Here is a 25,643-nt window from a genome sequence, read left to right on the forward strand (position 1 = left end):
CTATCCCTGCGGGTTTATCGATTACGCAGGCATTATGCGGCGACGTTTTTAGCGGGCTGGAAAAGTTGATTGCAGTGTGGGCAGATAAGCGTGGAGCCTTTTTGTACCCGCGAGAAGCTATGTTCAGAGTTTTTTTCGCACTTAGGGCACTGGCTGGTAACGAGGTAATTGCGGGCTTTTTTAACGTTTTTCCGTTCGGTCATAGGTTCTTTCCTGTTTGGATGGCCGATAACCTTACACGGTTCTGTGAGGAATAACACGCTTTTGATTATATACCCTGCTGGCCCGGCACCCTTAATAGCGGTAAATAAACTCATCCCTGAGCATGAGTTCCTGGGTATCAGTGAGCTAATTCGGGGAAGCGGGAACGGGCAAAATTCAGAACTTGCTCAGCGTCCAGCGATGCGTAGGGCAGGCTGTCAATAATGGCGATTGACTGCGAGTCGCCCGTCGCTGCTATCAGCTCGTCCAGCTTGTACTGCACGTGTGGTGCCACAAGAAAACAGTCAAAAGCAGGCGCCACGCTTGCGAAATTATCCAGCCCCACCGCGCCAATCACCATCGCAATGCCCTGGGCGTCTGCTAATTTCTGCATTTTTTTGGCCAGTGAATTAGCCGTATTTCCAAACAAACAGCAAATCAGTAATTTTTTCATGCGAGTGTCCTCCTGGAAACAGCACCCACAATATTCCTGCTGGGGTCAGGAAAATGCGTGCTGAAGCATGGTGATACAATAAAACCGTTAGGGAGATAATGATAATGGGTGAGAGAATTGTCAGGTTAGTCAACCACATGTCAGTCGGAAGGAAACAGAATGGGCCGCTTAATTGATGATTTATCAGAATCTTATCATTAATGGGTTGCTTATAGGCTGTAAACATGCGTTAATGAAATATCGGTTTAGAGATAAAGTTATTTTTAGCGGTTTTTAAGTCATTCTCATCACACGTATCTTTCAGATATTTCCTTTTGAGTTTTTTCTTTTCTTACCTCATCAAGCTCGATCTTAGAGCACGTCAGTCAAAAAACATCGCTGACGGTCAAAATAAATAAAATATTCTGGCACCGATCGAACAAAGCGTTACCGGATGGACTATCCTGATTTATCAAGCTTAAAACTGAAAAACGGTCTTTTCGGTAATTGTTAATTTTTACCAGACATTGCTTCTCCTGCCGTCATACTCAAAAAAACACGTAGACGAAGAACAGGGAGTGGAGTGGTTGGTTACAGTCAGCGCTACGGCGCTGTGAGGAATTTCTTATTATGTTACATATTCATTTCCGTTGCCCTTGCTGTCATGGCTCTCAGTATCGCACTTCGCATTTTGACGTCTCGGAGCAAAACCCATTTGGCGCAAAATGTATTTTTTGTAAATCGGCCATGGTGACGTTAGATAACGTGGCGTTTCGAGTGCAGCCCGCACAAGTTTCTGGCAGCCTCCATAAATAAATTACCGCTCTCGCCAGAGAGTAGTAAATGTAAAGCCTCGCAATAGCGAGGCTTTTTTATGAATAAAAAAGTAAACAGCAGCAAAATTTTTGCGGTGAAAATAACTTGCCACCGCGCCCTATAACCCATCTAAAACATTCGTCGTCTCCATCCACTCTGGGATATTCTCCGGCAACAGCGGCCTGGAAAAATAAAACCCCTGCACCTCATCACAGCCGAACTCTTTTAAAATTCTCGCAGTCGCACGATCCTCCACGCCTTCCGCCAGCACCTGATAATCCAATTCTTTCAGCATCACGATAACGTTACGCACAATCACCAGGCTGGCCTCATCAGTGGTTATCTGGCTAATCAGCGAGCGGTCCAGTTTGATAATATCGATAGGGATACGCCGCAGATAATTAATATTGCTGTAGCCCGCGCCAAAGTCGTCGAGCAAAATTAAAAATCCCTTCGCCTTGAGCAAATCAAGCTCCATTAACGCCACGTCGCTTTCCAGCACTTTGTCAGTTTCCAGGCATTCGATACGGAAATCCTGGCAGGACAACCCGGCATTCAGCACCTGTTTTTCCAGGTCGCTGGCGAAGCCGGGAACCGAAAAGTCGCTCACCGTGACGTTAATCGAGATCGGCAAATAAATACCGCTTTCGCGCCATATTTTGGTCTGGCGGAGGGTTTCCCGGATCACCCACTGGGTGATATCCCTCATCAACGTGGTTCTTTCCACCAGCGCGACGATGGTGGAAGGGGGAATGTTGCCGCGCGTTGGGTGGTCCCAGCGCAATAACGCCTCCGCACCAATGGTTTGCCCGGTATGCAGGGAAATTTTCGGCTGATAGACCAGGTAGAGCTGGTTTGGCGCTTTGATGGCTTCGCCGATGTCATACAGCAGTTTGAAGTCGTCATTGCGTTTGCGATCCAGTACCGGGTCAAAGGCTTTCACCGGCACGCCCTGGCGTATGGCTTCATGCAACGCGCTGATGACGTGGCGGAACACCTCCTGCCCGTTGGTCTGGGACGGGCAGAACAGCGCGTAGCCGGTATGGGTTTGCAGTTGTAGCTCAATATCGCCGGTAATACTTGCCAGTGTCGGCGGCATTCGTTCGGCTTTTTCCACGATCGCGCTGGCCTGGCTGGCCTTCACCAGCACCGCGAAACGCCCGGTCGCAAACGCATATAGTGGAATCGACCTGCTCAAATCAAGCCGCAGCCGCAGCAGTGCGCCGAAGTTGCGCAGCATGGTTTCTACAGCGGAAACCCCTAAATAACGCGACAGCTCATACAGCTTGGGGATCTCAATGCAGTCGAAAATCAGCAGTGTATACAGTTCGGTCGTTTTCGACTGCACGATCCTTTCCAGTTCGTTGAGTAAATTCTGCCGGTTGGGCAGGCCGGTTAACGCATCGATCTGCCCGACGGAATACCAGGCTTCCAGATAAGCACTGGCCAGGGCGGCGATATGCAGAAACTGGTCGATCTTTTCCTGTGAAGGTTTGACCGGGTGTTGTTCGGTGACACAGAGCGTACCCAGCACAAATTCATCGTGCGTTTTTAACGGCGAGGCGGCGTAAAACACCGCTGCGCCGCTCTGCACCAGCGGATGATGATGAAAACGTGCATCCTGGCGGGTGTCGGGGCAAATAATCGATTCGCAGGAATGCACCGAGTGCTGGCACATCGACTCCTCCGCCGGGATCTTATCGGGTAGCGGAATATTTTTTGAGTATTTGATGTACTGAAACTTGGGATCGAAAATCGTTACAAAACAGCCAGAAACACCCATGATCGTGCTCGCAAGACGAGCAAACTCGCCCAGCACCCGATCGCGCGGTTTATCATCCCGGCGCAGCAAATCCAGCGCCGCGAGCTTTTTGGTTTCGTATTGATTGAGTCCTGAAAACATAATGTGCTCCTGCACCAGGGTCATCGTATCTTTGCGTTAACGTTGATTTCTCTGTTCGGTAGTAGCCAGGGCAGCGACGTCAGTCTTTAAGGATAAGAAATTCTGGCGCATTCGCCGGATTTCATGCGCTAATTTGCGGCCTGTTTAAAAACCTGGGTGCCAGGCTATTTGCGCAATCTGGCAAAGAATAGGCGGGCGCACCGCATATCGATATCCAGATAAATTAGTTTGGTCCGATCGCCGCGCTCTTTAAGGTGATGTTTCCGCTCACTATTGAGGAACATCGCATGAGTACGTCGGTTAATGCTGTTGGTCACGACTTTTCATTATTAGACCTTCGCCCGGTGGCGGGGAATATTGGCGCTGAAGTTCGCGGCGTGCGTTTATCCCCGGATTTGGATGAGGCGCTGTTCGCGCAAATCGACGCGGCATTAATCAACTATAAGGTGCTGTTCTTCCGCCAGCAGCAGCATCTGACGGATGAAACCCATCAGGCATTTGGCGCACGGTTTGGCAAAATTGTTCCGCATCCCACGGTCCCTGCGCCAGGCAACAGTAAGCTGTTTGAACTGGATGCCTCAAAAGGCGGCGGGCGCGCCGACTCCTGGCACACCGATGTCACCTTCGTTGACGCCTTTCCGAAAATTTCTATTTTGCGCGGCGTAACCATTCCGGCGTACGGCGGCGATACGGTATGGGCCAATACCGCGGCGGCCTATGAACAGTTGCCGGAATCCCTGAAACGCTTCGCCGAGTCGCTGCGCGCGGTTCATAGCAACGATTATGATTACGGCGCTGAACGCACGGTGACCGAGGCCCACCGGCTGGAGCACCACCAGAACGTGTTTGTCTCTTCGGTCTGGGAAGCGGAGCACCCGCTGGTACACGTGCATCCGGTATCCGGCGAGCGCGCGCTGCTGCTGGGGCATTTCTTCAAGCGGCTGGTGGGTTTTAGCAGTAAAGAATCGGCGAAGATTTTCGAGTTGCTGCAAAACCGCATCACCCGGCTGGAAAACACCGTGCGCTGGCAGTGGCAGCAGGACGATGTGGCGATTTGGGATAACCGCGCCACTCAGCATTACGCAGTGAATGACTACGGCAATCAGCCGCGCCTGGTGCGCCGCGTGACGGTGGAAGGGGAAAGCGCGGTGGGAGTGGACGGCAGCCGCAGCCGAACGTTAGTGAGCCCTGCGGCGCAGGCGCAGAACGTTGCCTGAAAAAGACAGACCTGAGCTCCGGGGCCGCCCGGAGCCTGATCCCGCTGACGTAACCTGTCTGTTAGTCATCATCATCTTGCAGATGAGTGACATACTCCTTGAGCATTGAGATAGCGTAAACCACCGCCTGCTGGAGCACCGACACGCTGTCGCCCTCAAAGCGTTTTACCGCCGTTTTGATATTGTGGGCATGTCCCCATGCGAACCAGACCGTACCGGCGGGGGTGCCGTCGGGGCCGCCGTCCGGTCCGGCATAGCCGCTGATCGCCACGCCAATATTTTCGCCAGAGCGTTCGATGGCACCCGCTACCATTTCTTCCACCGTCTGCTGGCTAACGGCCGTGTAGCGGGCGAGAGTTTCCGGCTTCACATTCACCAGTTTGCTCTTGGCGTCGTCGTTGAAAGTGATAAATCCGCAACTATAAAAATCCGGGGTGTTTTCCGCCGCGCACAGCGCCACGGCGAGCTGTCCGCCAGTGCAGGATTCCGCCGTGGTCAGGCGTAATTGTCGGGCAATCAATAATTTTCCCAGTTCATTGGCTTGGTTAATTAATTCGTCTTGATCCATCGCAGGCACTCTATTTTATTGATAAGGGATAATGGATATCTGTCCATTCTTTTCAAGGATAGCAAATTTAATATCTTTGATATCGATAATGCCCTGATTACAGCGTGCAGCCACCATGACATCATCCACGCTGATATCGGTCATTTTCAGTTTTTTCTGATTGGGAATGCCATCCGCCACTAAAATAACCGGTACGCCGTCAATCATATTGTCAACGCCGGGCACGTATTTCTTCATAATGCCAAAAATAATATCAGCACAAATTAAGGTGATAATGGTTAATGATGCGCCAACCACCGAAAAATCATTACCTAATAATGCCTGCTGTGTGGCTTCGCTGATGATTAAAATTAAGATCAAATCAAAGTTTGTCATTTGCAGCAGGGTGCGGCGCCCGGCGATTTTAAACACAATCACCAGAACAACATAAACGCTGACCGCTCTCAGTACCGTTTCCATTGTTGCCGCCTCGCTAGGGGAGAATAACCTGACTGAACGCCAGCGAGGTATCGCCGGACCGTATACGGTACTCATGTCGGCCCGCCTTACGCGGCGTCACGCCCAGCCAGACCGCGAAGGGACCGGAAGCGGCGCTGGCGCGATAGTGTAAAATTAACTCGCCGTTCTGGCTGGTCATCCGTTCTGCTGTCGGGTAAAGCGATTTGATTTCGTTGGCTTCCATCCAGTCGCCGCCAAGCACCAGCGTGACAGTTTCACCGGTTGCTGCCGTTTCGATTTTGATATTCATATCGCTATCGATACGGCCCACTTTTTCATATTCCACGCTCAGGGTATGGGTCGGATCGCTAAGGCGCTGAGAACTTAATACCCCGTCGGAAAATAATCCGGCCAGACCGAGGCAGACGATGATGACCAGCGCCACGCCGCCATACTTCTGCATGATATATTCAAAGGCCAGCCATTTAGGGCTCTCTTTGACCGGGATTTTATTTTGCACCGATGCGGGTTTTGGCATAAATCAACCTGTTCATTTTAAACAAAATGAGTCATGACCGACGGGTTTTAACGCAACGCTTAATAAGTGTAGGAGAGTTTGGCCGGTATTCCATCATCCCTGGGTAGCAGCTAAACGCAGCGGCAAAATAAGTTTCGGCAAAACAAAGAATAATCCTGAAATTCGCGGCGTTAGCGCTTTTGCGCCATCAATATAACGGGAGTATGCCAGGCTTAAGCAACACTAAAAATGACAGGAGAGCATGATGAAAGCGATTCACGGTATTCTTTTCCTGACGTTATTCGGTTTTGGCGCTCAGGCCCAGGAAGGTAAAGTGCTGAAAAACGACGAACCCGCGCCACCAGCTCATGAGCAAACCGACGGCTATCGCGGCATTGAGGATGCCCGCATCATGACGGTCAAACAGGCGTTGGCGATGCATCAGGGCGCGTCGGTTTCCCTGCGCGGCAACCTGATACAGGAAACCGGCAAAGACCGCTATTTGTTACGTGACAGAACTGGCGAAGTGGAAGTCATGATCCCGCAGAATGTCGCCGGAGACCGCCAGGTGAGCCCGGATCACTTAATGAGCGTGAGCGGGACCCTGGAGAAAAAAGGCGATAACGTACATATCGTCGCGCATCGTTTCCAGAAAGAATAATGATTTTATGGCCTGCCAAAGTCGCAGGCCGCTTACGCTGAACCGCGCTGCACCAACGACCAGGGTAGCATTTCATACACCGGCGTCATCGCCGGGTTATCAATTCGCTCCAGCAGTAACTGAACGCTACGCACGCCCAGCAGATGAATCGGCTGGGCGATAGTGGTCAGCGGCGGGGTGGTTATCTCCCCGAACGGAATGCCGTCAAACCCGATAATCGCTAAATCTTCAGGCACTTTCAGCCCTCGCTGATGCGCACAGGCCAGCGCGCCGCCCGCCAGCGAATCGGAAATGGCGAATACTGCATCCGGTTTTTCGGGCTGATTAAGCAGTTGCTCCATAGCCTGAAACCCGGCCTGATATTCCAGGCTTTCGGTATAAACAACCTGCTGCCAGCGGCCCTCACAGGCTTCGCGATAACCGGCCTCACGCTGGGAGGCATATAAATAGCGCACATCGCCGTTGATCATGGCGATACGCTGATAACCTTTCTCAACCAGATAATCCACCGCCGCTTTAGCCGCAAGGCCGTTATCAATGGTCACCGACGACGCGTTATATCCCGGGTCGCCTTCACCGCACTGGACCCACGGCGAATCGCCGATCAGCGTCGTCAGGCCAGGCAAACAGCTAATGGCGTCCATGGTGATCACGCCATCCACCACTTTGCCGCTCAACAAGCGCAAATAGGCCGATTCACGGTTGAGCCGCGACTCGGAATTACACAGCAGGATGTGATAGCCGTTTTTCTCCGCTTCCTCTTCAATGCCGCGCACCACGCCCGCGCAGAAGGGGTTAAGGATGCTCGATACCAGCACCAGCAGCATTTTGCTGCGCGAGGTGCGCAGCTGGCGCGCCAGCAAATTAGGTTGATAGTCGCAGGTGGCGATAGCGGCCAGTACCTTTTCGCGGGTAAGGGGCTTCACGCCCGGATTGCCGTTCAGCACCCGGGAAACGGTGGCAGTAGAAACGCCGGCGACTCGCGCCACTTTATCGATCGACATGCTTATCCTTGAACTGTGAAGCCCCTTGCAGAATTGCGTCAATCATACCAAAAAGCCGTTTCCGAGATTGGAGAGTCTTTCTGAAATCGATTACATTTTACCTCAGTATAACATGTAATCGATTACAAGGATGTTCCAGACACTTACCTCAACCCACATCTCTGGAGGATGCTATGTCTTCTCAATCAGCCGTCGGCGCACAGGTCGCCACCCATAAATGGGTGATACCGCGTCTGTCACTCATGATGTTCCTGGAGTTTTTCGTCTGGGGGGCCTGGTACGTCACCTTAGGGATTGTTATGTCGAAGTACGGCCTGGGCGCGCTGATTGGTGATGCGTTCTCCACCGGGCCGATCGCCTCGATTCTGTCGCCGTTCCTGCTGGGCATGCTGGTAGACCGCTTTTTTGCCTCGCAAAAAGTGCTGGGTATTCTGCACCTGATAGGCGCGGCGCTGCTGTGGTGGCTGCCGACGCTGTTCGAAAGCGGGCAGAGCGGGCTGTTGTGGATTATTTTCGCCTATATGCTGTGCTACATGCCGACCATCGCGCTCAGCAATAACGTGGCATTCCACAGCCTGAGCAACAGCGAGAAAGGCTTCCCGGTTGTCCGCGCTTTCGGCACCATCGGCTGGATTGTCGCGGGCCTGATCGTTGGCGCGACGGGGCTGTCCGATAGCACTGGCATCTTCACGCTCGCGGCGGTCGCTTCGGTGATCCTCGGAATTTACAGCTTCACGCTGCCGCATACCCCGGCCCCGGATCGCGGTAAGCCGCTGTCGATGCGCGACCTGATGTGCGCCGATGCGTTCGCGCTGCTGAAACAGCGCCACTTCCTGGTGTTTATCATCTGCGCCACGCTGATTTCCATCCCGCTGGCGGCGTATTACGCCTATGCCGCGCCGTTTATCTCCGCTCTCGGCTTCGAGAACGTCAGTGGGGTGATGGCGTTTGGCCAGATGTCTGAACTGCTGTTTATGCTGCTGATCCCGTTCTTCTTCCGGGCGCTGGGCATCAAGATGATGCTGCTGATCGGGATGCTGGCGTGGTTCCTGCGCTACGCCATGTTCGCCCTGAGCATCAATGAAGAAACCCGCTGGATGATTTACATCGGCATCATCCTGCACGGCGTGTGCTATGACTTCTTCTTTGTTATCGGCTTTATCTATACCGATAAAGTGGCGGGCAACAAAGTTAAAGGCCAGGCTCAAAGTTTGCTGGTGCTGTTCACCTACGGTCTGGGGATGCTGATCGGCTCGCAAATCAGCGGCGCGGTGTTCAACCGTTCCGTTACCGCCCAGGGTGCAGAAGCGCTGGCCCAGTGGCAGGGCTTCTGGTGGCTGCCGGCAATCGCGGCGGTGATCATTGCCGCCATCTTCTTCTTCACCTTCAACTACCGTGAGGAGAAACAGCATGGCTAAACCGCTGCGCATTGTGGTGGTCGGATGCGGCAACATGGGCAGCGCGCACGCGCTGGCCCTGGACACCATGCCGGAATTCACCCTGTGCGGACTGGTGGCGCGCGGCGAGTCCAAAGTGCGCCTGCGGGAAAAACTCACCGGCGACGTCGCGCTGTATGACACGCTTGCCGATGCGCTGAGCGACGCCCGGCCTGACGCGGTGTGCATCGCCACCTGGCCGGACAGCCATGAGCGCCTGGCTATCGAGGCGCTGAACGCGGGTTGCCATCTGTTCATCGAAAAACCGCTCGCCACCACGGTGAGCGGTGCCGAAAGGGTGGTGGACGCCGCCGCCCGTGTCGGTAAAAAAGTGGTGGTGGGTTACATCCTGCGCCAGCATCCGGTGTGGCAGCGTTTTATCGAACTCAGCCACACGCTCGGCAAGCCGCTGGTGATGCGCATGAACCTTAACCAGCAGAGCGCAGGCGAGGCGTGGCAAACCCATAAAGCGCTGATGCAGTCACTGTCGCCGATTGTCGACTGCGGAGTGCATTATCTGGACGTAATGTGCCAGATGACCCAAAGCACACCGGTAGCTGTGAGCGCCATCGGCGTACGGCTCTCCGAGGAAATCCCTGAACAGCAGTACAACTACGGCCAGCTCCAGGTGCGTTTTAGCGACGGTTCGGTAGGCTGGTATGAGGCGGGCTGGGGCCCGATGATGAGCCAGACCGCGTTTTTTGTAAAAGACGTGATTGGCCCCAACGGTTCGGCCTCCATTGTGGCGCGCGAGGCGGGCGGCGAAGGGCAGTCGGCGAACGTCGAGGCCCATACCCGCACCGAATCCTTACGCCTGCATCATGCCGGGCTGGACGCGCAGGGTAACTTCGTCAACGCCGATGAGTGGATCGACACCGATGACGAGCCCGATCACTACGAACTGTGCCGCCGGGAACAACAATTTTTTGCCCACGCGATTGCCAGCGATGCGCCGCTTGACGCCCATCTGAGCCAGGCGATAGACAGCCTCGCGGTGGTGCTGGCAGCGGACTGCGCGGTACGCGAACAGCGAACGGTATTTTTAAAGGAGGTATTTAAGTGAAGACTCTGAAAGGACCATCCCTGTTTTTGTCCCAGTTTATTGGCGACGCGCCGCCGTTCAATAAGCTGGAAACCTTAGCCGCCTGGGCGGCAGGGCTGGGCTACAAGGCGGTACAAATTCCGACCCATTTACCCCATATTTTCGATCTCGACCAGGCGGCTGCCAGCAAAACCTACTGCGATGAGGTTCGCGGCAAACTGGCGGATGTCGGTCTGGTGATCAGCGAACTGTCGACCCATTTGCAGGGCCAACTGGTGGCGGTGCATCCGGCTTACGAACTGGCGTTCGCGGGGTTTGCGCCCGAAACGCTGCGCAACGATCGCGCCGGACGTCAGCAGTGGGCGATGCAGCAACTGAAAAACGCTGCCAAAGCCTCGCAGCAGCTTGGTTTAAAAGCCCACGCCACCTTTTCCGGCGCGCTGGCCTGGCCCTATTTTTACCCGTGGCCGCCGCGTAACGTGGCGCTGATCGATGAAGCCTTTACCACCCTGGCCCAGCGCTGGACGCCGATCCTCGATAGCTTTGACGAGGCGGGTGTGGATCTGTGTTATGAACTGCACCCCGGTGAAGATCTCCACGACGGCGCAACGTTTGGTCGCTTTCTGGAACTCACCGGCAACCACCCGCGTTGCAACATCCTGTTCGACCCCAGCCATATGGTGCTCCAGCAGATGGATTACCTGGGCTTTATCGATTACTGGCACGAACGTATCCGCGCCTTCCACGTCAAAGACGCGGAATTTACGCCCAGCGCACAGAGCGGCGTTTACGGTGGCTACCAGGCGTGGGTCGATCGCCCCGGTCGCTTCCGTTCGCTCGGCGACGGCCAGGTGGACTTCAAAGGCATCTTCAGCAAACTGGCGCAGTACGATTACCCCGGCTGGGCGACGCTGGAATGGGAATGCTGTTTGAAAAATGGCGAAACCGGCGCGCGGGAAGGGGCGAAATTTATCTCCGATCATATTATTCACGTTGCCGACCACGCCTTTGATGACTTTGCGCTGCGCAACAGCGACCGCACGGCCATCCGCCAGATGCTTGGTTTAGCGGAGGGCTCATGACGCGGCGTTTACGGTTAGGCATGGTGGGCGGCGGCGAAGGGGCGTTTATCGGCGCGGTACACCGCATCGCGGCGCGGCTGGATGACCAGTTTGAACTGGTCGCTGGGGCGTTTTCATCCCGCGCTGACGTAGCGGCGCGCTCCGGCACGGCGCTGTTTATCGCCCCGGATCGCAGCTACGCCAGTTGGCAGGAGATGGCGGAGCGCGAAGCGGCGCGCGAAGACGGCATTGATGTGGTGTCCATCGTTACCCCCAACCATCTGCATGTGCCGGTGGCGCAGGCGTTTCTTGATCGCGGCATCCACGTCATCTGTGATAAACCGCTGGGCATTACGCTGGAGGAAGGCCGGGCGCTGGCTAAAAAAATACGCGACAGCGGCTGCCGGTTTATCCTCACCCACAACTACAGTGCCTTACCGATGGTGCGTGAAGCCAGGGCGCGGGTCGCGGCGGGCGAACTGGGCGATATTCGCCGCATCGAAGTGGAGTATTTGCAGGGGTGGCTCAGCGAACGGCTGGAAGATACCGATAATAAACAGGCGCGCTGGCGCGGCGACCCGACGCTCGCCGGGGCGGGGGCGATTGGCGATATCGGCACTCACGCCTGGCAACTGGCGGCCTTTGTCAGCGGCATGGAGCCGGTTTCCCTGCGCGGCGAGTTGATGACCCGCGTGGAAGGCCGACGGCTGGACGACGAGGTGGTGGCCGATATGCGCTACGCCAACGGCGCGCATGGCCGATTGCTGGCAAGCCAGGTGGCGGGCGGCTATCTTAACGATTTGCGGCTGCGCATTATCGGTAGCCGTGCCAGCTTAAGCTTCCACCAGCAACACCCGGAGCAGCTGGTGATCTATCCGCAGGGCGCATGTAGTTACACTGTCACGCGCAACGGACCGGAAAACTGCGATGAAACTCGCGCGCTGTGCCGTACACCTGCCGGGCATCCCGAAGGGTATCTCGAAGGCTTCGCGCAAATTTATCGTGAAGCGGCGCAGTTGATTCGCGGCGAGAGCGACGCGCCTTTGCTGCCGGGTATCGATGCTGGCATCAGTGGAATGAAGTTTATTGAGACAGTGAAAGCCAGCAGCGCCAGAGGGGGCGAATGGCTGGCGTGGTAAATGCGTGAACAGGACAAAAAAGACCAGGCGCTCACGCGGGCTGGTCTTTTTTTATGGCTATGCGATCGGCGACAACAGCCTTTCTAACGATTCTCTGTCCCGGGCGTTCACCGCATCCGGGTGCTGATAGCCCTGATTTCCGCGTGCCTGGTGATACAACATCACCAGCCAGTCATAGACGTAGCCCGTTGCGGCGTGAGTGGGCTGTTCGCTGAGCCGGGTCAGCCGGGTATTACAGCCAGGCTGCGGCGCAAATACCGGTTTTCCGGCATTCACGCGGCTGGCAGGGCGCGTATCCTGCGGCAAATCGTTGACGCCGAGCCAGGTAATGAAGTTCCCCAGCCCCGCATACAGCAGTGCGCCGCAGACGCCTTCTTCACGGGCAATGGCGTCCAACTGCGCATCCAGCCGCAGGCGATAGCTGGTGACGATCAGGGTTTCCCCCAGCCAGGCCAGCACCGCAGGCTCCAGATCCAGCAAGCGCGCCTGTTCGGGCTGTTGGCTCCACAAGCGGACATGGTTAATCCATAACTGATGCGTCCGGGCGGCGAGCGTGCCCTGCGCAGAGGTTAAGGGCGCGTCGCCGGACTGCGGCTCGGCGAACAAATCGATCTGCTGATCGAACAGCCCCTGCGCATGCGCGACCGGCGCGCTATCTGGCGTGTCGCACAGCGCCTGTAGCGTGGCGACTGGCGGCAGCAGCGCCGCCAGAATGTCCCCGTGACGCGCCGCCTGGCGTTGCAGCGCGCGGATAGCCTGCTCGGCATCAACGGCGGTGGCGCTATCGTGATAATAAGGCGCGAAAGCGTCACTGAGGGCGTGGCGCAACCGCTGTTGCTGCGCTGCGTGACGCTTCGCGCGCCGTTGTTCGCTGAGCGCTTCCTGCATCCATTCAATTAAGCGCGGCAGGCTGCGATTATCCAGCGCCTGTAGCGTGCCCCAGCGCTGACCCGGTTTGCCGAGTAAACGCTGCACGCCGTCATCCAGATGCTGCTCGCCGCTGAACCGCGCGTCGCCGGGGGTAATTGCCCAGACCAGGCCTGGCAGCGTATCGTCCTGCACCGGATGCGTTTCTTGTGTCCAATGCAGCAGGGTGCGGGCAATGGCGGGCGTCGAGACGCGGTCCGGCGTGGCACCGCACATTACCAGCAGATCGATCGCCGCCTGCTGACGGTAACAGTCCAGTAAAAATGCGCGTTTGGTTTGCCACAGCGGCGCGGTAGCCGAAAAAGCCGGGGCAGGCAGATCGAGCAGATCGATATCGCCCAGAGCACACGGGTTTTCCAGCGGCAGCGTCAGCTCAGCGCACAGCAGCGCCAGTTGGTTAACCGGGACGCTGAGCGCCGGATGCAGCGTGTCGCCGTTGATAGCGCACACCAGCACGTCCCGCGCGCTGGCTGTTTCCTGATGTTCGCACAGCAAAAAGCCTTCTTCAGGCAGCGAAAAGTTGTCTACCAGCAGGCTGAGCGGTGCCGCGACCGTACGGTGGTAGCCCAGCAGTTGCAGGGTTTCCGCAAGCCCCAGCCATTGCGCAGTGAACTCGCGCTGATCGCCCCACAGCAGCGCGTAAAGCTGGCTGCGTTCGCCGAGGCCAAGATGGGGGATCAGCGACGTGAAGCGGTGCCAGGTTTCCATCTGTACGCTACGGGCGCGGAACCCGGCACGACGGGTAAAGGTGTCGATTACCACGGCGAGGCTGGCGGTGTTGATAGCGCTGTCAGCCAGCGGCTGGCGCAACGGCTGCAACTCATCCAGACGCTTACGCAGCAGCGCGTCGTCGAGACCACGCGGAGTGGGCTGGTGATGGTAATGCTCGATAAACAGCGTAACCAGCTCCGCTTCGCTCAACAGCCGTAACGTCAGTGGAAATGCGTCGCTCAGCGCACTACGGGCGGTAAAACGCAGCGCCATCGCGGTGGCGTTGTGGCCGGGATTGATATGCGCCAGATAATCAAGATGTTTGCCCGGCGTGACCGGCAAGCGGCCCTGTTCGCCGCCGCAAAACGCGCTCAGCAAAAAGGCTTTACTGGCCTGGCCTGCGCCGCACAGCGCGAGGGTGCGCGGTGCGTCGGCCTGGTTTTGCTGCGCCTGGGCACTGGCGGTCAGCCGGGCGAGAACCAGTTGCAGCGCGCTGGCTTGCGCATCCAGCAGCGCCGAGCGCTGACGCGCCTGCGCCAGCCAGTTTTCCAGCGCCGGAAGTGAGGATGTTACAGACATTTGAGGTACACACTCCCGCTATCAATCCAGTAGTGGCTGCCGCTGCTGCGACGGTCCGCCAGGGTATTCAGTTTAAAAGTCAGTTGATCCACCGGGACTTTGCTGCCATCAGACAGCCAGGCTTCCGCCAGGGTAAAGCCTTCCGGCGGGCGCGATTTTTCGCCGTGCAGCGCGAGGCGCACGTTTAGCACACCATCTCCGGCGATGGCTTTCGCCAGCGAGGTGGAGTTGACCGCCACGGTATACAACGGTGTGGCGGGCCAGCGGGCGTTATCCAGTTGGCGGAAACCGAGCGTGACGTTGCCGCGCAGCGGGAAATGCAGCTTCGCGTTGAGTTTCTCGCCGGGGTTATCAAGGTCGATATCCCGATACCAGATATTCTCATCGCGCAGGATATTGGCTTCATTGTCCAGGACGCCGAGATAGCGCACCGTGGAATAGGCCCCGATATCCGCCGCTTTGAAGTTAAAGCGCGGCAGGCGCAGATCCAGGGCGAGGGCGCACAGCATTGCGCCCACGGCGGCGGTGGATTTCGGGTTGCCGACGCGGCCCTGTTTGCTGAACGGATACCATTCATGCACTTCATAATTTTCCAGCCACACCATACGGCTGACCGGTACCGGTTGCAGGTGGCGGATCAGCGCCTGTACGCCCGGTAAACAGCCAGGACGCCCGGTGACCAGCAGCACGTCGCAGCGGTAGTGGGAAATGACTTCGCACAGCGCATGCAGCGGCGCACATAGCGAGAACTTGCCGGCAAATATCTGCTCCTGGAGTTCGCTGAAGCGGATTTGCAGCGGTGCGGCAAACAGATCGTAATTATCGGCATCGGCATCGGTAGGCAGCGCCAGGGCGATCGCCTGATTCAGGTAATTCAGGACGTTGACGCTCGGGCGTTTTGCCAGCAAGTTGCCGACGCTGGCATACAGACCCGCCAGTTCATCCGCCGGGTCGCTTTGCTCCCAGGCCTGCAAAATCGCGTGGCCCAGCGGCATTAACAGTTGCAGGGTGGTTTGCTGGCGCAGGATCGCCTGGGTATCCATGCGCCCGGAATCGCCAAACAGCGACCCCAGCAGCGAGGCGGCATCCGCCACGCCCGCTTTTTGCAGATCGGCCTGTAATGCAGGCAGGACGCAGCGCTGAATGATATCCAGCAACAGATCGTCGCCCGCGACTTTGAATCCCTCGCGGAACAGCAGGGTCGGAGAAATTTTGACGTTGCTGCCTACACCGTCATCGAGGCTGTAGCGGGTGATGGCCATATCGGTGGTGCCGCCGCCGATATCAATTGAGGCAACGCGCAGGGCGCGGCCCGGGGCTTCGCCCGGTTCTGGCAGGCGATCGCTGCGGGCGAAGCTTTTAAAGCAGGCTTCGGTCTGGCCGCGAAAATGCACCATCGCTTCGTTATACAGCCACACCAGTTGGCCGCAGCTGGCTTCGTCCCATTCCATATGGATATTCGGCACCGGTATGCGGCTCTGGCTTTTACCCTGAACGCTGGCGAAATCTTCATCCTGCGGATGCCAGCCGAGGGCTTTCCACACCAGGGCAATGGCTTCCTGCATCCGGCGGCGAAAAATCTCCCGCTCCTGGCCCGGCATGGCGGATGGCAGGGTGAGGATCAGGTTGCGCAGATGGCGTGGCGAATTGCTGAAGCCCATACGCTGACGGCTGGCGACGCTGTTGATCTGCACCAGCGCCTGAGCCAGCAGCTCGCAGAGCATTTGGGTCATTAGCGAACTGCGGCTGTATTGCGGCGAGAATACCGGCAGGCGTTCGTCGGCGGGCAGCTTCCACAGCGGCTCGCCGTCATCGTTCATCAAATTCATCAGCGGCCAGGCGGTAGCCAACGGTTCGCGCTGGGTTTTCGGCGTCAGCAGACTGAAGCGCCATGCCTGGCTGGACGGGGTTTCATCCCATAAATAGCGGCGCGGGCTGGAGATACCGCTGTGGCCTTCGCTGCCCAGGCGGCCGGTGGCGAGTTTGCGGGCTTCATCGCCCACCCGCACAATCGACGGCCAGACAAAGGCGTCGTCACGACCGCTTTCCACCGAGAAGTGCTGTTTGCCAAAACGTGCCTGAGAGAACTCAAGGCGGCTGGTAAACAGCGGGGAGTTCAGAAATTGCGGTTCGCTCAGCGAACGCACCTGGAGTTCCATGGTCTGGCGCAGGCCGTCGTTGGCTTCGCCGTGATCTTCAATTATCACGCCGCAGGTGTGGGTGTTGCCCACATCAAGAATCAAATCGACGTTAATGGCGGCGGTGCTGAGCGTTTCGGTGACGATTTTGATTTCCGGCACCTGTAACTGTTCGCCCAGCATGGTCAGCAGATTCAGCCAGTGCGCCTGGTATTCGAAGTTTTTAAGCGCCTTTGTGCTGTCGCCCTGGGTGCGGTTTTCACGGGTGGCGAGATAGTGGGTAAAACTTTCCCGCAGCCAGCCGTCGACCCAGGTGTGATCGAGAAAATCGCCCACTTCGTCGTCGCGCCAGGCAAGGGCGAAACGGCTGCCGTTGCGCACGTCATACAGCGAAGGGGCCAGCAGCGAGGCGCTATCGTCGTCGCTGAGATGAGTGTCGAAAGCGAAGGTAACGCGGTGGGTATTTCCTGCGCTGTCAGGCTCCGGCAGGCGGCGGATCTGCACCCGCGCCCAGTTATCCGGGCCAGTGGTGAAGGTGCGCGGCGGGTTGAAACGCATCACCGGTACTGGCAACCAGACGCCATCCAGTACGCTCAGCGAATAACTCAGCAGATGAACGCTTTCCGGCTTCACCACTTCCGCCGCGCCGCCATCGCGGGCCGGCAGGGCGTATTTATCGCTGGCGGCCAGATAGTCGAGACGCAGCAGCGGGCCGTTGGCGGTTTTGCGCACAAAGCGCCCGCCGTGCAACGGCTCTTGCGGCGTGAGGCCGAAATCAAGGAACTGAACGCCGCTGTTTTCAATCAGGGCTACGTTTTGTTGGTAATCGCACAGGGTTGCCAGCATAGGATCAGGCGCTCGCTTTCTTAAACGTCAGGGGAAGCAGGGTATTCTCGTCATATCTCGCTGTACACTGAGCGACGTTTCCCTCTCCCGCTTTACAGGTAATTTCCGGTAACGGGAAACGCGAGCCGTCGGTACAGCGCGCGTTGCCGCGAGTTTTTATCATCAGCTCGCCGGTGCTGTGCAGGCCAGAGAACACCTCGCCACGGCAGACGATATTGTCGCCGTGGGTAATGCGCACGCTGCCTTTGTTGTTTTTGATGTCGTAACGCAGCGACGGCGGCTTGCCGGTGATCGGATCGCGGGATTCCACCTGAATCCGCCAACTGCCGTTCAGGAAACGGGTCGAGCCGATTTTGACCTGGTCGGCGTCCATCACCATCGCGTTGCGGGTGTCTTCAACCGGCGCGGGCACGGGGGCGATGACCGTTTCTGGCTGGGTGATGCTCGCCTGGACCAGCGGCAGCGCCGGGGCCTCAACAACCGGGGTGGGTTTGACTTCCGCAACCACTGGCGCAGGGTTTTCCAGCGCGCGCACCGCGGCGATTTTGTCTTCGGCAGTTTTCGGCGCGGCGGCAATGGCAGGCGCGGCAGGGCTTTGCAGGCTATACCACAGCGCCGGGGCAGCGATGGCGGCAATCACCGCAGCGGCGACCGGCAGCAGCCAGACGGATTTACGTCGGGTTGGCGCAGGTGCCGGAGCGGCGGGGGCAGGTTGAACCACCGGAACCGGTTCGCTAACAGCAGCTATAACCGGCGCAACCGGCGCAGGTTCTGGCGCGGCCATCAGCAGCGGCGCGTCGGGTTCGCTCATTTGCGGTTTAATCACCGGCGCGTCGGGCTCGTCGGCAGGCACGGTTTCGATGACCGGCGGCGCGGGTTCAACCTCATTCAGGCAGGCCAGAATATTGTCGCGCAGGCCTTCATTAATGCTCACGAAGCCCCAGAAGGTGATCACCGGTTTACCGTCTACCAGCCAGACGTGGTTGGCGGCCGGGAACTGGAGCGCTTTTTCCAGCAGTGCGCCGAAGTGGGCCAGCGCGGTTTTGTCACTCTGGCGGCAACGCAGGCTGAGCGCGCTGGCGCTGGCGAGGGCGCTTTCCAGTAAACGGCGCGCCTGTTTGCGCTGAGCGTCGCTGGCGGCCAGCCAGGAGGTCGCTTTGCCTTCCAGCGGCGCGTACCAGTCCACGCGATCGCCGTCGTCGTTACGCTGCGGGATGGCGAGATAATCCACCAGCGGCTGCTTGCGCAGGCGCAGGGTTTCACGAATTTGCAGCGCAGAGTCAAAAACGGATTGCCCGTTATCGCCGACAGCCTGGAAGTCATCCAGATTTCCGCTGCGTAAGAGTGTTTTTGCCACGTGTTGTTCCTGCCCATCTTCTTTTACGCCTCTACTTTACCGCGCCGGGCTGCAAGCAAACGGCGGAAGAAAAGCGAAAACCTATGAATTATCGGGGCATTGACACGCCTGAGCTAAATGCCCTGGTTTGTCCTGTGCGGGCGCGCTAAGCTTTAGCAAAACCAAATAAGGAGGGGCGATGTCTCATCTGGAAGAAGTGATAAACCGCGTCGATGCGGCGATTGCGCAAAGCGTGATTGCGCCAATGAATGAATTGTTGATTGAACTGAGCGACGATGCCGGGCTGAGCCGCGAGGAGCGGTATCAACAGCAGCAGCGGTTACGCACCGCCATCGCCCATCACGGGCATCACCAGGCACAGGAGCGACAGCAGGCGGAAAAGGCGCGTCTTGATCAGTTGACGCGCGGCGGCACCATTCTTTAAAACTGCCTTCGTGCCACCAGCCAGGCGCCGATCACCAGCAGCACTGCGCCGATGGCTGGCCCGATTAACGCCCGCAGCGACACCCCGTGGCTGCGGGCGATATCCATGACCAGCCCACCGATTAACTGGCTGGCGACCAGCACCGCAATAGTGGTGGCCGCGCCGACGTTCTGATACCCGGTGATACTGGCGAACACGAAAAACGATCCCAGCAGACCGGGAATTAACGTCCACCAGCGCACGGTGGCGACCAGCTCCTGAACGCCCGCCAGGCCGTTGCGCGCCAGCAGAATACCGGTGAACAGGACAATGCCTACCAGCGAGTTCAGCAGCATGGCGATCAGAATGGTGGATGCGGACTGGGTAATGCGCACCATAATGGTGTTTTGCACCACCAGGCCGATCCCTGCGGCGGTTAAAAACAGCAGGGTCAGGGAACTGTTCATGCCGGGAGATCCGGCTCGCTGCGGTCGTCGAGCTGGAGCTGCATAAAGGTCAGATCCAGCCAGCGACCGAACTTGGTGCCGACCTGGGGCATTTTTGCGCTAATAGTAAAGCCAAGCTTATGATGCAGTGCGATGGACGCTGCGTTTTCGGATTCGATTCCCGCCACCATCACGTGCTTATGGCAGGCGCGCGCTTCATCAATCAACGCCAGCATCAACGCTTTGCCGATGCCTTTGCCGTGGTGATCCGGGTGGACATACACCGAGTGCTCCACCGTATGGCGAAACCCTTCAAATGCCCGCCAGTCACCGAACGAGGCATAGCCGATAATGGCGTTATTCTCTTCGGCGACCAGCACCGGGTAACCCGCATTACCGCGCTGATAGAACCAGGCGAGACGATTGTCGGTATCCACCGTGCGATCGTTCCAGATCGCCGCAGTATGCAAAACGGCGTAGTTGTAGATACCGGCAATGGCTTCACAGTCTTCTGCGCGGGCGCGGCGAATCTTCATGGTTGAACCTCAGGGGGGTGTTCACTATATTGTTACGGTATGAATAATATAATTGACACATTAAATCAACGGATCAGTGGCAGAATCCGCCTTGAGCGCGAATCGCGCGGCTGGTCGTTGAACGATTTAGCCCAGCGCGCCGGGGTTTCCCGGGCCATGATCCATAAAATCGAACGCGGCGAGAGCAGCCCGACAGCCACGTTACTGGCGCGGCTCTCCGGCGCGTTCGGCATCAGTATGTCGACGTTGATCGCACGGGCGGAAGCGCCGTCCGGGCGGCTGCTGCGTTATGCCGATCAGCCGCTGTGGCGCGATCCGCAGAGTCACTATTTGCGCCGCCATCTCTCACCGCAAAATGATTTCCCGCTCGATTTAGTGCAGGTGGAATTACCTGCCGGCAGCGATATTCCTATGCCCGCCTCGGCGTATGCCTTTACCCGCCAGCTCATCTGGGTACAGCAGGGCGAACTGGTGTTTTTAGAGGGCGATGTACGCCACGAAATGCACCAGGGCGACTGCCTGGAGCTCGGCCCTCCCAATGATTGTCACTTTATTAACGAAAGTGATGCGTTGTGCGTGTATTTAGTCGTGCTTCTTAACAAGAATTCGATTAGCATTTCTTAACGATTTTGCTGGCATCTTATCTAAATATCGCTATTTTCTTTAAGTGCACCCGAAAAGTATAAGGCTATTAAATATACAAGCCTGAACGGAGGGTGCCTGAAGGACAGCAACAGGAATATGACATCATAGAGTGAGGCAGGAAATACCATGCTTGATCTGGAAAGGGCGCAACGGATGAGTTTAACCACGCAAGTGGAGGTGAGATTAAAGAATGCGTTGATCATTGGTAGTTTGAAGCCTGGTTCGCGTCTAGTCACGAAAGACCTCGCTGAACAGCTGGGGACCAGTATTACTCCGGTACGTGAAGCCTTGTTGAGGCTGGTTTCATCTGGCGCGCTGGTCGCGACGCCGGCTCAGGCCTTTTTAGTGCCGGAGATAAGCGAGGAACGCTTTAGGGAAATTAATCTGATTCGTCAGGGCCTTGAAGGACTGGCCGTCGAAAAAGCGCTGGAAAAAATGACCGCAGAGGACGTAATAACCTTGCGTAAACTCTGGGACAATTTTGCCCTGGCGAAGCAGAGTGGTGAAGTTGAGCACACGCTGGTGGCTAACCGGAATTTCCGCTTTGAGCTGTATAAGCTTGCGCAAATGCCAACGCTGAATAACCTGATTGAGCAACTTTGGGTACAAGTTGGGCCCTGCTTCAATTTCCTGTATCCACAACTGCCCGAAATTGAACAATGCCAGTATGACTATCACGAACTCATTGATGCCCTCGAAGCACGGGATCCTGAACGCTGTGTGTGCGCTGTTCATCAGGTAATTGAGGATGCTAACGCTTTGGTGAGCCGTTTTTACTATCAGTCGGTTGGTTAGCGAATTTTCAACTAACCAAAGAAAACCTTTTTCGTTCCCCTCTCATGCAAACGGCGTTTTACTGAGTTCAGTAGACGCCGTTTTCCTGTGAGGTCATATGCAAACGATTTTGAACCGCCTCGGCCGGGCGCTGAAAGCCGCTTTTATTCCCACCTCTGTTGTGCATCACGCTGCCGATAGCGGGCGCGTAATGGAATCCTTTATCCCAACCGGACATCTTTATGGCATTGATTTCGGCAATATCGACCCTGCCTGGTATCGTAAGCCGTAACGCGTTCCGCCGCACGCTACGCTTGCGTTACTGGAATGAACTGTGCGCGTTTTTTTGATGGCCCTTGTCGGTGAGCTTGTGAACAGGCTTCCAGGCGAAGGGCCATTTTTTTCGGGTTATTCGAACCGATAGCTGACCGACATCCCCACGCCATAATTTCTGCCCGGCGCAGGCTCGTAGTAGCGTCCATTGCTCTCGTTGACGATCACCGAGCCGACATAGCGTTTATCAAACAGGTTATCTACCCGGCCAAACAGGTCGAGCGCCCAGCGGTCATACAGGAATTTATACCCGGTATTCAGGCCAGTAACAGTATAGGAGGGCGCTTTGGCACTGTTCTCGTCATCCGCCATGATATCGCCCATATAGCGCACGTCCGCACCCGCGTACCAGCCCTGTTCCGGCTGATAGCCGAACGAGGCGTAACCCATGTTGCGGGCGATGCCCGGCATCCGGTTGCCATTGCAGTCCGTCGTGCCGCAGGCGTTGCTGCGGTAGGTGGCGTCCAACCAGGTCCAGGCCATTTTTAGCTTCCAGTCGTAAGCGAACTGCTGATCGAGGCCGAGCTCCAGCCCCTGGCGGCGGGTTTTCCCGGCGTTTTTATAGGTGGTGCGCCCGCCGCTGCTGGCATCCACCACGATTTCGTTATCGGTATCGGTCTGGAACAGCGCGGCGCTGAACAGGCCGTTACCGATGCGGGTTTTGCTGCCCAGCTCAAGGGTATCGCTGGTGGAAGGTTCTAGCGCCAGGTTCAGGCCATTCTGGCCGCCGGAGCGGTAGGACAGCTCGTTGATGGTCGGGGTTTCGAATCCACGGCCCGCCGACAGATAAACATTCCAGGCATCGGTCACGCTGTATTTCAACGCGCCCGCTGGCAACCATTTGTGATAACTGGCGTCGCCGCTGTCATCGCCGTTTGCGGCAGTGATGTAGTGGTCGTTGGCGTCAAACCAGATGGAGCTGTAGCGCACCCCGGCGTCCAGCGTCAGCTTGTCGGTCAACTGCCAGCTCGACTGCAAGTAGGGATCAAGGTTCCACATCAGGTTGCGCTCGTCGCGGCGGGTATCGCCTTTTTCGCCATACACCGGCGCGCCGTTTTCCAGCACGAAGTTCTCGTAGCCTTTGCGCTTCTCGCTCATGTTCTCGTAGTTGAGCCCGAAGGTGACGTTAACCGGCAGCGTCCACAGCGTATCGCGGTGGGTCCAGCGGCTGTCGATGCCCTGGTAGTGGCGGCTTAGCTGGATCACGCCGCCTGGGTGAGTCGGGTTTAACTGCGGCCCCATGGGAATCGACTGGTACTGAGTGGTTTCCCGCTCGCCCGCATAGGCGGTGACGCTGAGATCGTCGTTATTGGTCATGGCCCGCTGGTAATTAAGCCCCGCCTGGGTCTGCTTAATAGATTTACGGGTGTTGTACTGATCGCCGCGTGGCGACTGGCGTGGATTATCCTGCCATTCGCTGTAGGAGAGCCCGCCGGGATCGTTAGCGTGAATATCCACGCTGTTCAACAACAGCGTCAGAGTGCTGGCCTCGTCAACCCGCACGCCCAGTTTGGCGTTGGCGAGATTTTTACGCGCGCCGCTGTGGTCGCGATAGCCGTGGGTGGTAAAGCGGGTAGAGGAGACGGTGTAATTTACGTCGCCCGGCTGGGTGCCATCGCCCACTGCGCCGCTGGCTTTCAGCCCGTAGCGCCAGGTGCCGAAACTGCCGTAATAGCTGCTGGCTTCCAGCGTCGGCGGGGCTTCGCCGGTTTCGGTTTTCACGTCAATGACGCCGCCGGAAGCGTTGCCATACAGCGCGGAAAACGGCCCGCGCAGCACCTCGACGCTCGCCACGCTGTTTAAATCGATATTCGAGGTTTGACCCTGGCCATCCGGCATGGTGGCCGGGATGCCGTCGACGTACAGACGAATACCCCGTACGCCGTAGGTAGAGCGCGAACCAAACCCGCGAATCGACAGCTGTAAATCCTGAGCGTAGTTTTGCCGGTTTTGAATCTGCAAGCCCGGCACGCTGCCGAGATTTTCCGACAGGTTAATCTGCGGCGCGGCGTGGCGCAGATCGTCGCCCGTTACCACGCTGACGGCAGCCGGGGTATCCAGTTCAGAAACCGGGCCGGGGGAGGCGGTGACCACCATGGTTTGTTCGTTTTCTGCGGCGAGGGCCGTCAGGGGGGAAAAAATTGCGGGCAGCAGCACTACCGGCAAGGGAAATAACGCGCGAGAAATAATCATGCCTGAACCAATTTTATGTAAATGCGCCAAAATGTTAGGTTATTTGTAAATAAGTTGAAAACATTAACAGCACTTATCGTTAACAATTGAAGTGTAGTGGGCAATTGCCAGGCAGTTACGCAAAATTGTTCCCTTTTTGTAAAAATAATGATTATTATTCTCACTAAAATCAGAGCCGTGAAAAAATCATGGCCGCTTGTCTGGATGCAATGTGACGCCGCCATTTCTACGTAAAAAGGGAGTTGTTATGGAATTTCGTCATCTGTCCGCACGCCGTGCACTGCTTGGCGCGCTGCTGTTTAGCTCATCGTTCGCCACTTTTACCAGCCACGCCGCAGACGAACTGCTGCGTAAGCCAGTCGACAAGGGGGCGTATGAAATGGCCTACAGTCCGGCAGAGCAGGCGCTGTATGTGGCGACGTCCCAGAGTCGTTCGCTGGATAAAGGCGGCGTGGTCTATAAACTTGATCCGGCCACCCTGGAAGTGAAACAGCGTATTCACAATGATCTCAAACCGTTTGGCGCCGCTATCAATACCAAAACCGATACCCTGTGGTTTGGCAATACGGTGAACAGCGCGGTCACGGCGATTGATGCCAAAACCGGTGAAGTGAAAGGCCGCATCGTGCTGGATAACCGCCAGCGCAGCGAAACGGTGAAGCCGATGCACACGCGCCAACTGGTGGTGGATGAAGCGACCAACACCGTTTATGTGACCGGGCTGAGCGAAGACAGCGTGATTTGGGTGATTGACGGCGCAACCATGAAGCTGCGCACCACGCTGACCGGCACCGGTAAATTCAGCACCGGCCTGGCGCTGGATAGCGACGCAAAACGTGTTTACACCACCAATGCCGACGGCGAACTGATCGCCTTCGATACCACCAACAGCAAACAGGTGCTGCGTAAGAAAGTGCTCGACGACGGTAAAGAGCATTTCTTCCTGAACATCAGCCTTGATCCGGCGAACCACCGCGCGTTTATCACCGATTCCAAACAACCGCAGGTGCTGGTAGTGGATACCCGCGATGGTAACGTACTGGCGAAAATCGATGCGCCAGCGTCACTGGCGGTGCTGTTTAACCCGGCGCGCAATGAAGCCTACGTGACCCACCGTCAGGCGGGCACGGTCAGCGTGATTGACGCGAAAACCTACAAGGTGGTGAAAACCATCGAAACGCCGGTCCATCCGAACAGCCTGGCGCTGTCGCCGGACGGCAAAACGCTGTATGTCAGCGTGAAGCAGCCTTCCAGCCGTAAGCAGGAAGCCACCCGCCCGGACGATGTGATCCGCATCGCCCTGTAAGCCGAGCGGTGGG

At 57.0% G+C, this 25,643-nt stretch carries 25 protein-coding genes; 12 read left to right on the top strand and 13 right to left on the bottom strand.

Annotated elements, in window-relative coordinates:
* Window positions 1-32 precede the first annotated feature (32 nt).
* Together RT120_RS03035 and RT120_RS03040 are read right to left on the bottom strand one after the other, a co-directional pair.
* The gene (locus RT120_RS03035; protein ID WP_312979219.1) at window positions 33-203 is read right to left on the bottom strand and encodes a YnfU family zinc-binding protein; all 171 of its coding nucleotides are present in this window, start codon (window positions 201-203) and stop codon (window positions 33-35) included.
* A 137-nt stretch (window positions 204-340) separates the two neighbouring features.
* Window positions 341-655: a PTS cellobiose transporter subunit IIB gene (locus tag RT120_RS03040; RefSeq protein WP_312979222.1), complete on the bottom strand. Its 315-nt coding sequence runs from the start codon at window positions 653-655 to the stop codon at window positions 341-343.
* Window positions 656-1,261: 606 nt separating this feature from the next.
* On the opposite strand from RT120_RS03040, the gene RT120_RS03045 reads away from it, so the two are divergent.
* On the top strand, window positions 1,262-1,450 hold the full coding sequence (locus RT120_RS03045; protein WP_312979683.1) for a cold-shock protein: 189 nt from the start codon (window positions 1,262-1,264) through the stop codon (window positions 1,448-1,450).
* A gap of 118 nt (window positions 1,451-1,568) precedes the next feature.
* Here RT120_RS03045 and RT120_RS03050 read toward each other — a convergent pair whose 3' ends face one another.
* Window positions 1,569-3,353: an EAL domain-containing protein gene (locus tag RT120_RS03050; protein WP_312979225.1), complete on the bottom strand. Its 1,785-nt coding sequence runs from the start codon at window positions 3,351-3,353 to the stop codon at window positions 1,569-1,571.
* A gap of 287 nt (window positions 3,354-3,640) precedes the next feature.
* Between RT120_RS03050 and RT120_RS03055 the strand changes: the two genes are divergently transcribed.
* Window positions 3,641-4,570 carry a TauD/TfdA family dioxygenase gene (locus RT120_RS03055; protein ID WP_312979228.1) on the top strand — a complete coding sequence of 310 codons (930 nt, stop codon included), beginning with the start codon at window positions 3,641-3,643 and terminating at the stop codon, window positions 4,568-4,570.
* A 61-nt stretch (window positions 4,571-4,631) separates the two neighbouring features.
* Here RT120_RS03055 and RT120_RS03060 read toward each other — a convergent pair whose 3' ends face one another.
* The 3 genes from RT120_RS03060 to RT120_RS03070 are packed head-to-tail and all read right to left on the bottom strand — an operon-like array spanning window position 4,632 to window position 6,114.
* Entirely contained in the window at window positions 4,632-5,138 is a 507-nt protein-coding gene (locus RT120_RS03060; protein ID WP_312979230.1) for a 2-oxo-tetronate isomerase, read from the bottom strand.
* A gap of 15 nt (window positions 5,139-5,153) precedes the next feature.
* Window positions 5,154-5,597 carry a YetF domain-containing protein gene (locus RT120_RS03065; RefSeq protein WP_312979232.1) on the bottom strand — a complete coding sequence of 148 codons (444 nt, stop codon included), beginning with the start codon at window positions 5,595-5,597 and terminating at the stop codon, window positions 5,154-5,156.
* Window positions 5,598-5,610: 13 nt separating this feature from the next.
* A complete protein-coding gene (locus tag RT120_RS03070; RefSeq protein WP_312979234.1) occupies window positions 5,611-6,114 on the bottom strand; it encodes a hypothetical protein in 504 nt (167 codons plus the stop codon).
* Between the two features lie 241 nt (window positions 6,115-6,355).
* On the opposite strand from RT120_RS03070, the gene RT120_RS03075 reads away from it, so the two are divergent.
* Window positions 6,356-6,754, top strand: coding sequence for a NirD/YgiW/YdeI family stress tolerance protein (locus RT120_RS03075; RefSeq protein WP_312979236.1), 399 nt, complete (start codon window positions 6,356-6,358; stop codon window positions 6,752-6,754).
* A gap of 32 nt (window positions 6,755-6,786) precedes the next feature.
* Here the strand turns inward: RT120_RS03075 and RT120_RS03080 are convergent, their stop codons facing one another.
* Window positions 6,787-7,758, bottom strand: a complete 972-nt coding sequence (locus tag RT120_RS03080; protein ID WP_312979238.1) for a LacI family DNA-binding transcriptional regulator — start codon at window positions 7,756-7,758, stop codon at window positions 6,787-6,789.
* Between the two features lie 173 nt (window positions 7,759-7,931).
* Between RT120_RS03080 and RT120_RS03085 the strand changes: the two genes are divergently transcribed.
* Genes RT120_RS03085 through RT120_RS03100 form a run of 4 tightly spaced genes read left to right on the top strand, consistent with a single transcriptional unit; the run spans window position 7,932 to window position 12,436 of the window.
* Window positions 7,932-9,176 carry an MFS transporter gene (locus tag RT120_RS03085; RefSeq protein ID WP_312979240.1) on the top strand — a complete coding sequence of 415 codons (1,245 nt, stop codon included), beginning with the start codon at window positions 7,932-7,934 and terminating at the stop codon, window positions 9,174-9,176.
* A complete protein-coding gene (locus tag RT120_RS03090) occupies window positions 9,169-10,257 on the top strand; it encodes a Gfo/Idh/MocA family oxidoreductase (protein WP_312979242.1) in 1,089 nt (362 codons plus the stop codon). Before RT120_RS03085 ends, RT120_RS03090 begins: the two co-directional genes overlap by 8 nt.
* Window positions 10,254-11,318 carry a sugar phosphate isomerase/epimerase family protein gene (locus RT120_RS03095; protein ID WP_312979244.1) on the top strand — a complete coding sequence of 355 codons (1,065 nt, stop codon included), beginning with the start codon at window positions 10,254-10,256 and terminating at the stop codon, window positions 11,316-11,318. Before RT120_RS03090 ends, RT120_RS03095 begins: the two co-directional genes overlap by 4 nt.
* A complete protein-coding gene (locus RT120_RS03100; protein WP_312979247.1) occupies window positions 11,315-12,436 on the top strand; it encodes a Gfo/Idh/MocA family oxidoreductase in 1,122 nt (373 codons plus the stop codon). Before RT120_RS03095 ends, RT120_RS03100 begins: the two co-directional genes overlap by 4 nt.
* 57 nt (window positions 12,437-12,493) lie before the next feature.
* Here the strand turns inward: RT120_RS03100 and RT120_RS03105 are convergent, their stop codons facing one another.
* The 3 genes from RT120_RS03105 to RT120_RS03115 are packed head-to-tail and all read right to left on the bottom strand — an operon-like array spanning window position 12,494 to window position 18,994.
* Window positions 12,494-14,653 (bottom strand): virulence factor SrfC family protein, encoded by a 2,160-nt coding sequence (locus tag RT120_RS03105; RefSeq protein WP_312979249.1) that lies wholly within the window; start codon window positions 14,651-14,653, stop codon window positions 12,494-12,496.
* On the bottom strand, window positions 14,644-17,637 hold the full coding sequence (locus tag RT120_RS03110; protein ID WP_312979250.1) for a virulence factor SrfB: 2,994 nt from the start codon (window positions 17,635-17,637) through the stop codon (window positions 14,644-14,646). Before RT120_RS03110 ends, RT120_RS03105 begins: the two co-directional genes overlap by 10 nt.
* Before the next feature lie 4 nt (window positions 17,638-17,641).
* Complete coding sequence (locus RT120_RS03115) at window positions 17,642-18,994, bottom strand: SrfA family protein (RefSeq protein ID WP_312979251.1); 1,353 nt, start codon at window positions 18,992-18,994, stop codon at window positions 17,642-17,644.
* A 178-nt stretch (window positions 18,995-19,172) separates the two neighbouring features.
* On the opposite strand from RT120_RS03115, the gene RT120_RS03120 reads away from it, so the two are divergent.
* Entirely contained in the window at window positions 19,173-19,418 is a 246-nt protein-coding gene (locus RT120_RS03120) for a DUF2526 family protein (protein ID WP_312979253.1), read from the top strand.
* Here the strand turns inward: RT120_RS03120 and RT120_RS03125 are convergent.
* Window positions 19,415-19,864 (bottom strand): DMT family transporter, encoded by a 450-nt coding sequence (locus RT120_RS03125; protein WP_312979255.1) that lies wholly within the window; start codon window positions 19,862-19,864, stop codon window positions 19,415-19,417. The genes RT120_RS03120 and RT120_RS03125 overlap by 4 nt on opposite strands.
* Complete coding sequence (locus tag RT120_RS03130; RefSeq protein WP_312979258.1) at window positions 19,861-20,379, bottom strand: N-acetyltransferase family protein; 519 nt, start codon at window positions 20,377-20,379, stop codon at window positions 19,861-19,863. The genes RT120_RS03125 and RT120_RS03130 overlap by 4 nt, the downstream gene beginning before the upstream one ends.
* 39 nt (window positions 20,380-20,418) lie before the next feature.
* On the opposite strand from RT120_RS03130, the gene RT120_RS03135 reads away from it, so the two are divergent.
* The 3 genes from RT120_RS03135 (at window position 20,419) to RT120_RS03145 (ending at window position 22,090) form a co-directional block, all read left to right on the top strand.
* Window positions 20,419-21,003, top strand: coding sequence for a helix-turn-helix domain-containing protein (locus tag RT120_RS03135; protein WP_312979260.1), 585 nt, complete (start codon window positions 20,419-20,421; stop codon window positions 21,001-21,003).
* Window positions 21,004-21,150: 147 nt separating this feature from the next.
* Window positions 21,151-21,819 (top strand): GntR family transcriptional regulator, encoded by a 669-nt coding sequence (locus RT120_RS03140; protein WP_312979262.1) that lies wholly within the window; start codon window positions 21,151-21,153, stop codon window positions 21,817-21,819.
* A gap of 97 nt (window positions 21,820-21,916) precedes the next feature.
* The gene (locus RT120_RS03145; RefSeq protein ID WP_312979264.1) at window positions 21,917-22,090 is read left to right on the top strand and encodes a hypothetical protein; all 174 of its coding nucleotides are present in this window, start codon (window positions 21,917-21,919) and stop codon (window positions 22,088-22,090) included.
* 116 nt (window positions 22,091-22,206) lie between these two features.
* Here RT120_RS03145 and pqqU read toward each other — a convergent pair whose 3' ends face one another.
* The gene (pqqU, locus tag RT120_RS03150) at window positions 22,207-24,324 is read right to left on the bottom strand and encodes a TonB-dependent receptor PqqU (RefSeq protein WP_312979267.1); all 2,118 of its coding nucleotides are present in this window, start codon (window positions 24,322-24,324) and stop codon (window positions 22,207-22,209) included.
* Between the two features lie 247 nt (window positions 24,325-24,571).
* Between pqqU and RT120_RS03155 the strand changes: the two genes are divergently transcribed.
* Window positions 24,572-25,630: a YncE family protein gene (locus RT120_RS03155; RefSeq protein ID WP_312979269.1), complete on the top strand. Its 1,059-nt coding sequence runs from the start codon at window positions 24,572-24,574 to the stop codon at window positions 25,628-25,630.
* Window positions 25,631-25,643 lie beyond the last annotated feature (13 nt).

Origin of the sequence: Atlantibacter sp. (assembly GCF_032062175.1) — a bacterium.
GTDB lineage: Bacteria > Pseudomonadota > Gammaproteobacteria > Enterobacterales > Enterobacteriaceae > Atlantibacter.

Coding starts and splice junctions, on each gene's coding strand:
- RT120_RS03110 (WP_312979250.1), bottom strand. CDS start 17,637: ATGCTGGCAACCCTGTGCGATTACCAACAAAACGTAGCCCTGATTGAA.
- RT120_RS03085 (WP_312979240.1), top strand. CDS start 7,932: ATGTCTTCTCAATCAGCCGTCGGCGCACAGGTCGCCACCCATAAATGG.
- RT120_RS03055 (WP_312979228.1), top strand. CDS start 3,641: ATGAGTACGTCGGTTAATGCTGTTGGTCACGACTTTTCATTATTAGAC.
- RT120_RS03155 (WP_312979269.1), top strand. CDS start 24,572: ATGGAATTTCGTCATCTGTCCGCACGCCGTGCACTGCTTGGCGCGCTG.
- RT120_RS03140 (WP_312979262.1), top strand. CDS start 21,151: ATGCTTGATCTGGAAAGGGCGCAACGGATGAGTTTAACCACGCAAGTG.
- RT120_RS03035 (WP_312979219.1), bottom strand. CDS start 203: ATGACCGAACGGAAAAACGTTAAAAAAGCCCGCAATTACCTCGTTACC.
- RT120_RS03135 (WP_312979260.1), top strand. CDS start 20,419: ATGAATAATATAATTGACACATTAAATCAACGGATCAGTGGCAGAATC.
- RT120_RS03100 (WP_312979247.1), top strand. CDS start 11,315: ATGACGCGGCGTTTACGGTTAGGCATGGTGGGCGGCGGCGAAGGGGCG.
- RT120_RS03060 (WP_312979230.1), bottom strand. CDS start 5,138: ATGGATCAAGACGAATTAATTAACCAAGCCAATGAACTGGGAAAATTA.
- RT120_RS03105 (WP_312979249.1), bottom strand. CDS start 14,653: ATGTCTGTAACATCCTCACTTCCGGCGCTGGAAAACTGGCTGGCGCAG.
- RT120_RS03075 (WP_312979236.1), top strand. CDS start 6,356: ATGATGAAAGCGATTCACGGTATTCTTTTCCTGACGTTATTCGGTTTT.
- RT120_RS03080 (WP_312979238.1), bottom strand. CDS start 7,758: ATGTCGATCGATAAAGTGGCGCGAGTCGCCGGCGTTTCTACTGCCACC.
- RT120_RS03040 (WP_312979222.1), bottom strand. CDS start 655: ATGAAAAAATTACTGATTTGCTGTTTGTTTGGAAATACGGCTAATTCA.
- RT120_RS03065 (WP_312979232.1), bottom strand. CDS start 5,597: ATGGAAACGGTACTGAGAGCGGTCAGCGTTTATGTTGTTCTGGTGATT.
- pqqU (WP_312979267.1), bottom strand. CDS start 24,324: ATGATTATTTCTCGCGCGTTATTTCCCTTGCCGGTAGTGCTGCTGCCC.
- RT120_RS03145 (WP_312979264.1), top strand. CDS start 21,917: ATGCAAACGATTTTGAACCGCCTCGGCCGGGCGCTGAAAGCCGCTTTT.
- RT120_RS03130 (WP_312979258.1), bottom strand. CDS start 20,379: ATGAAGATTCGCCGCGCCCGCGCAGAAGACTGTGAAGCCATTGCCGGT.
- RT120_RS03050 (WP_312979225.1), bottom strand. CDS start 3,353: ATGTTTTCAGGACTCAATCAATACGAAACCAAAAAGCTCGCGGCGCTG.
- RT120_RS03090 (WP_312979242.1), top strand. CDS start 9,169: ATGGCTAAACCGCTGCGCATTGTGGTGGTCGGATGCGGCAACATGGGC.
- RT120_RS03070 (WP_312979234.1), bottom strand. CDS start 6,114: ATGCCAAAACCCGCATCGGTGCAAAATAAAATCCCGGTCAAAGAGAGC.
- RT120_RS03120 (WP_312979253.1), top strand. CDS start 19,173: ATGTCTCATCTGGAAGAAGTGATAAACCGCGTCGATGCGGCGATTGCG.
- RT120_RS03125 (WP_312979255.1), bottom strand. CDS start 19,864: ATGAACAGTTCCCTGACCCTGCTGTTTTTAACCGCCGCAGGGATCGGC.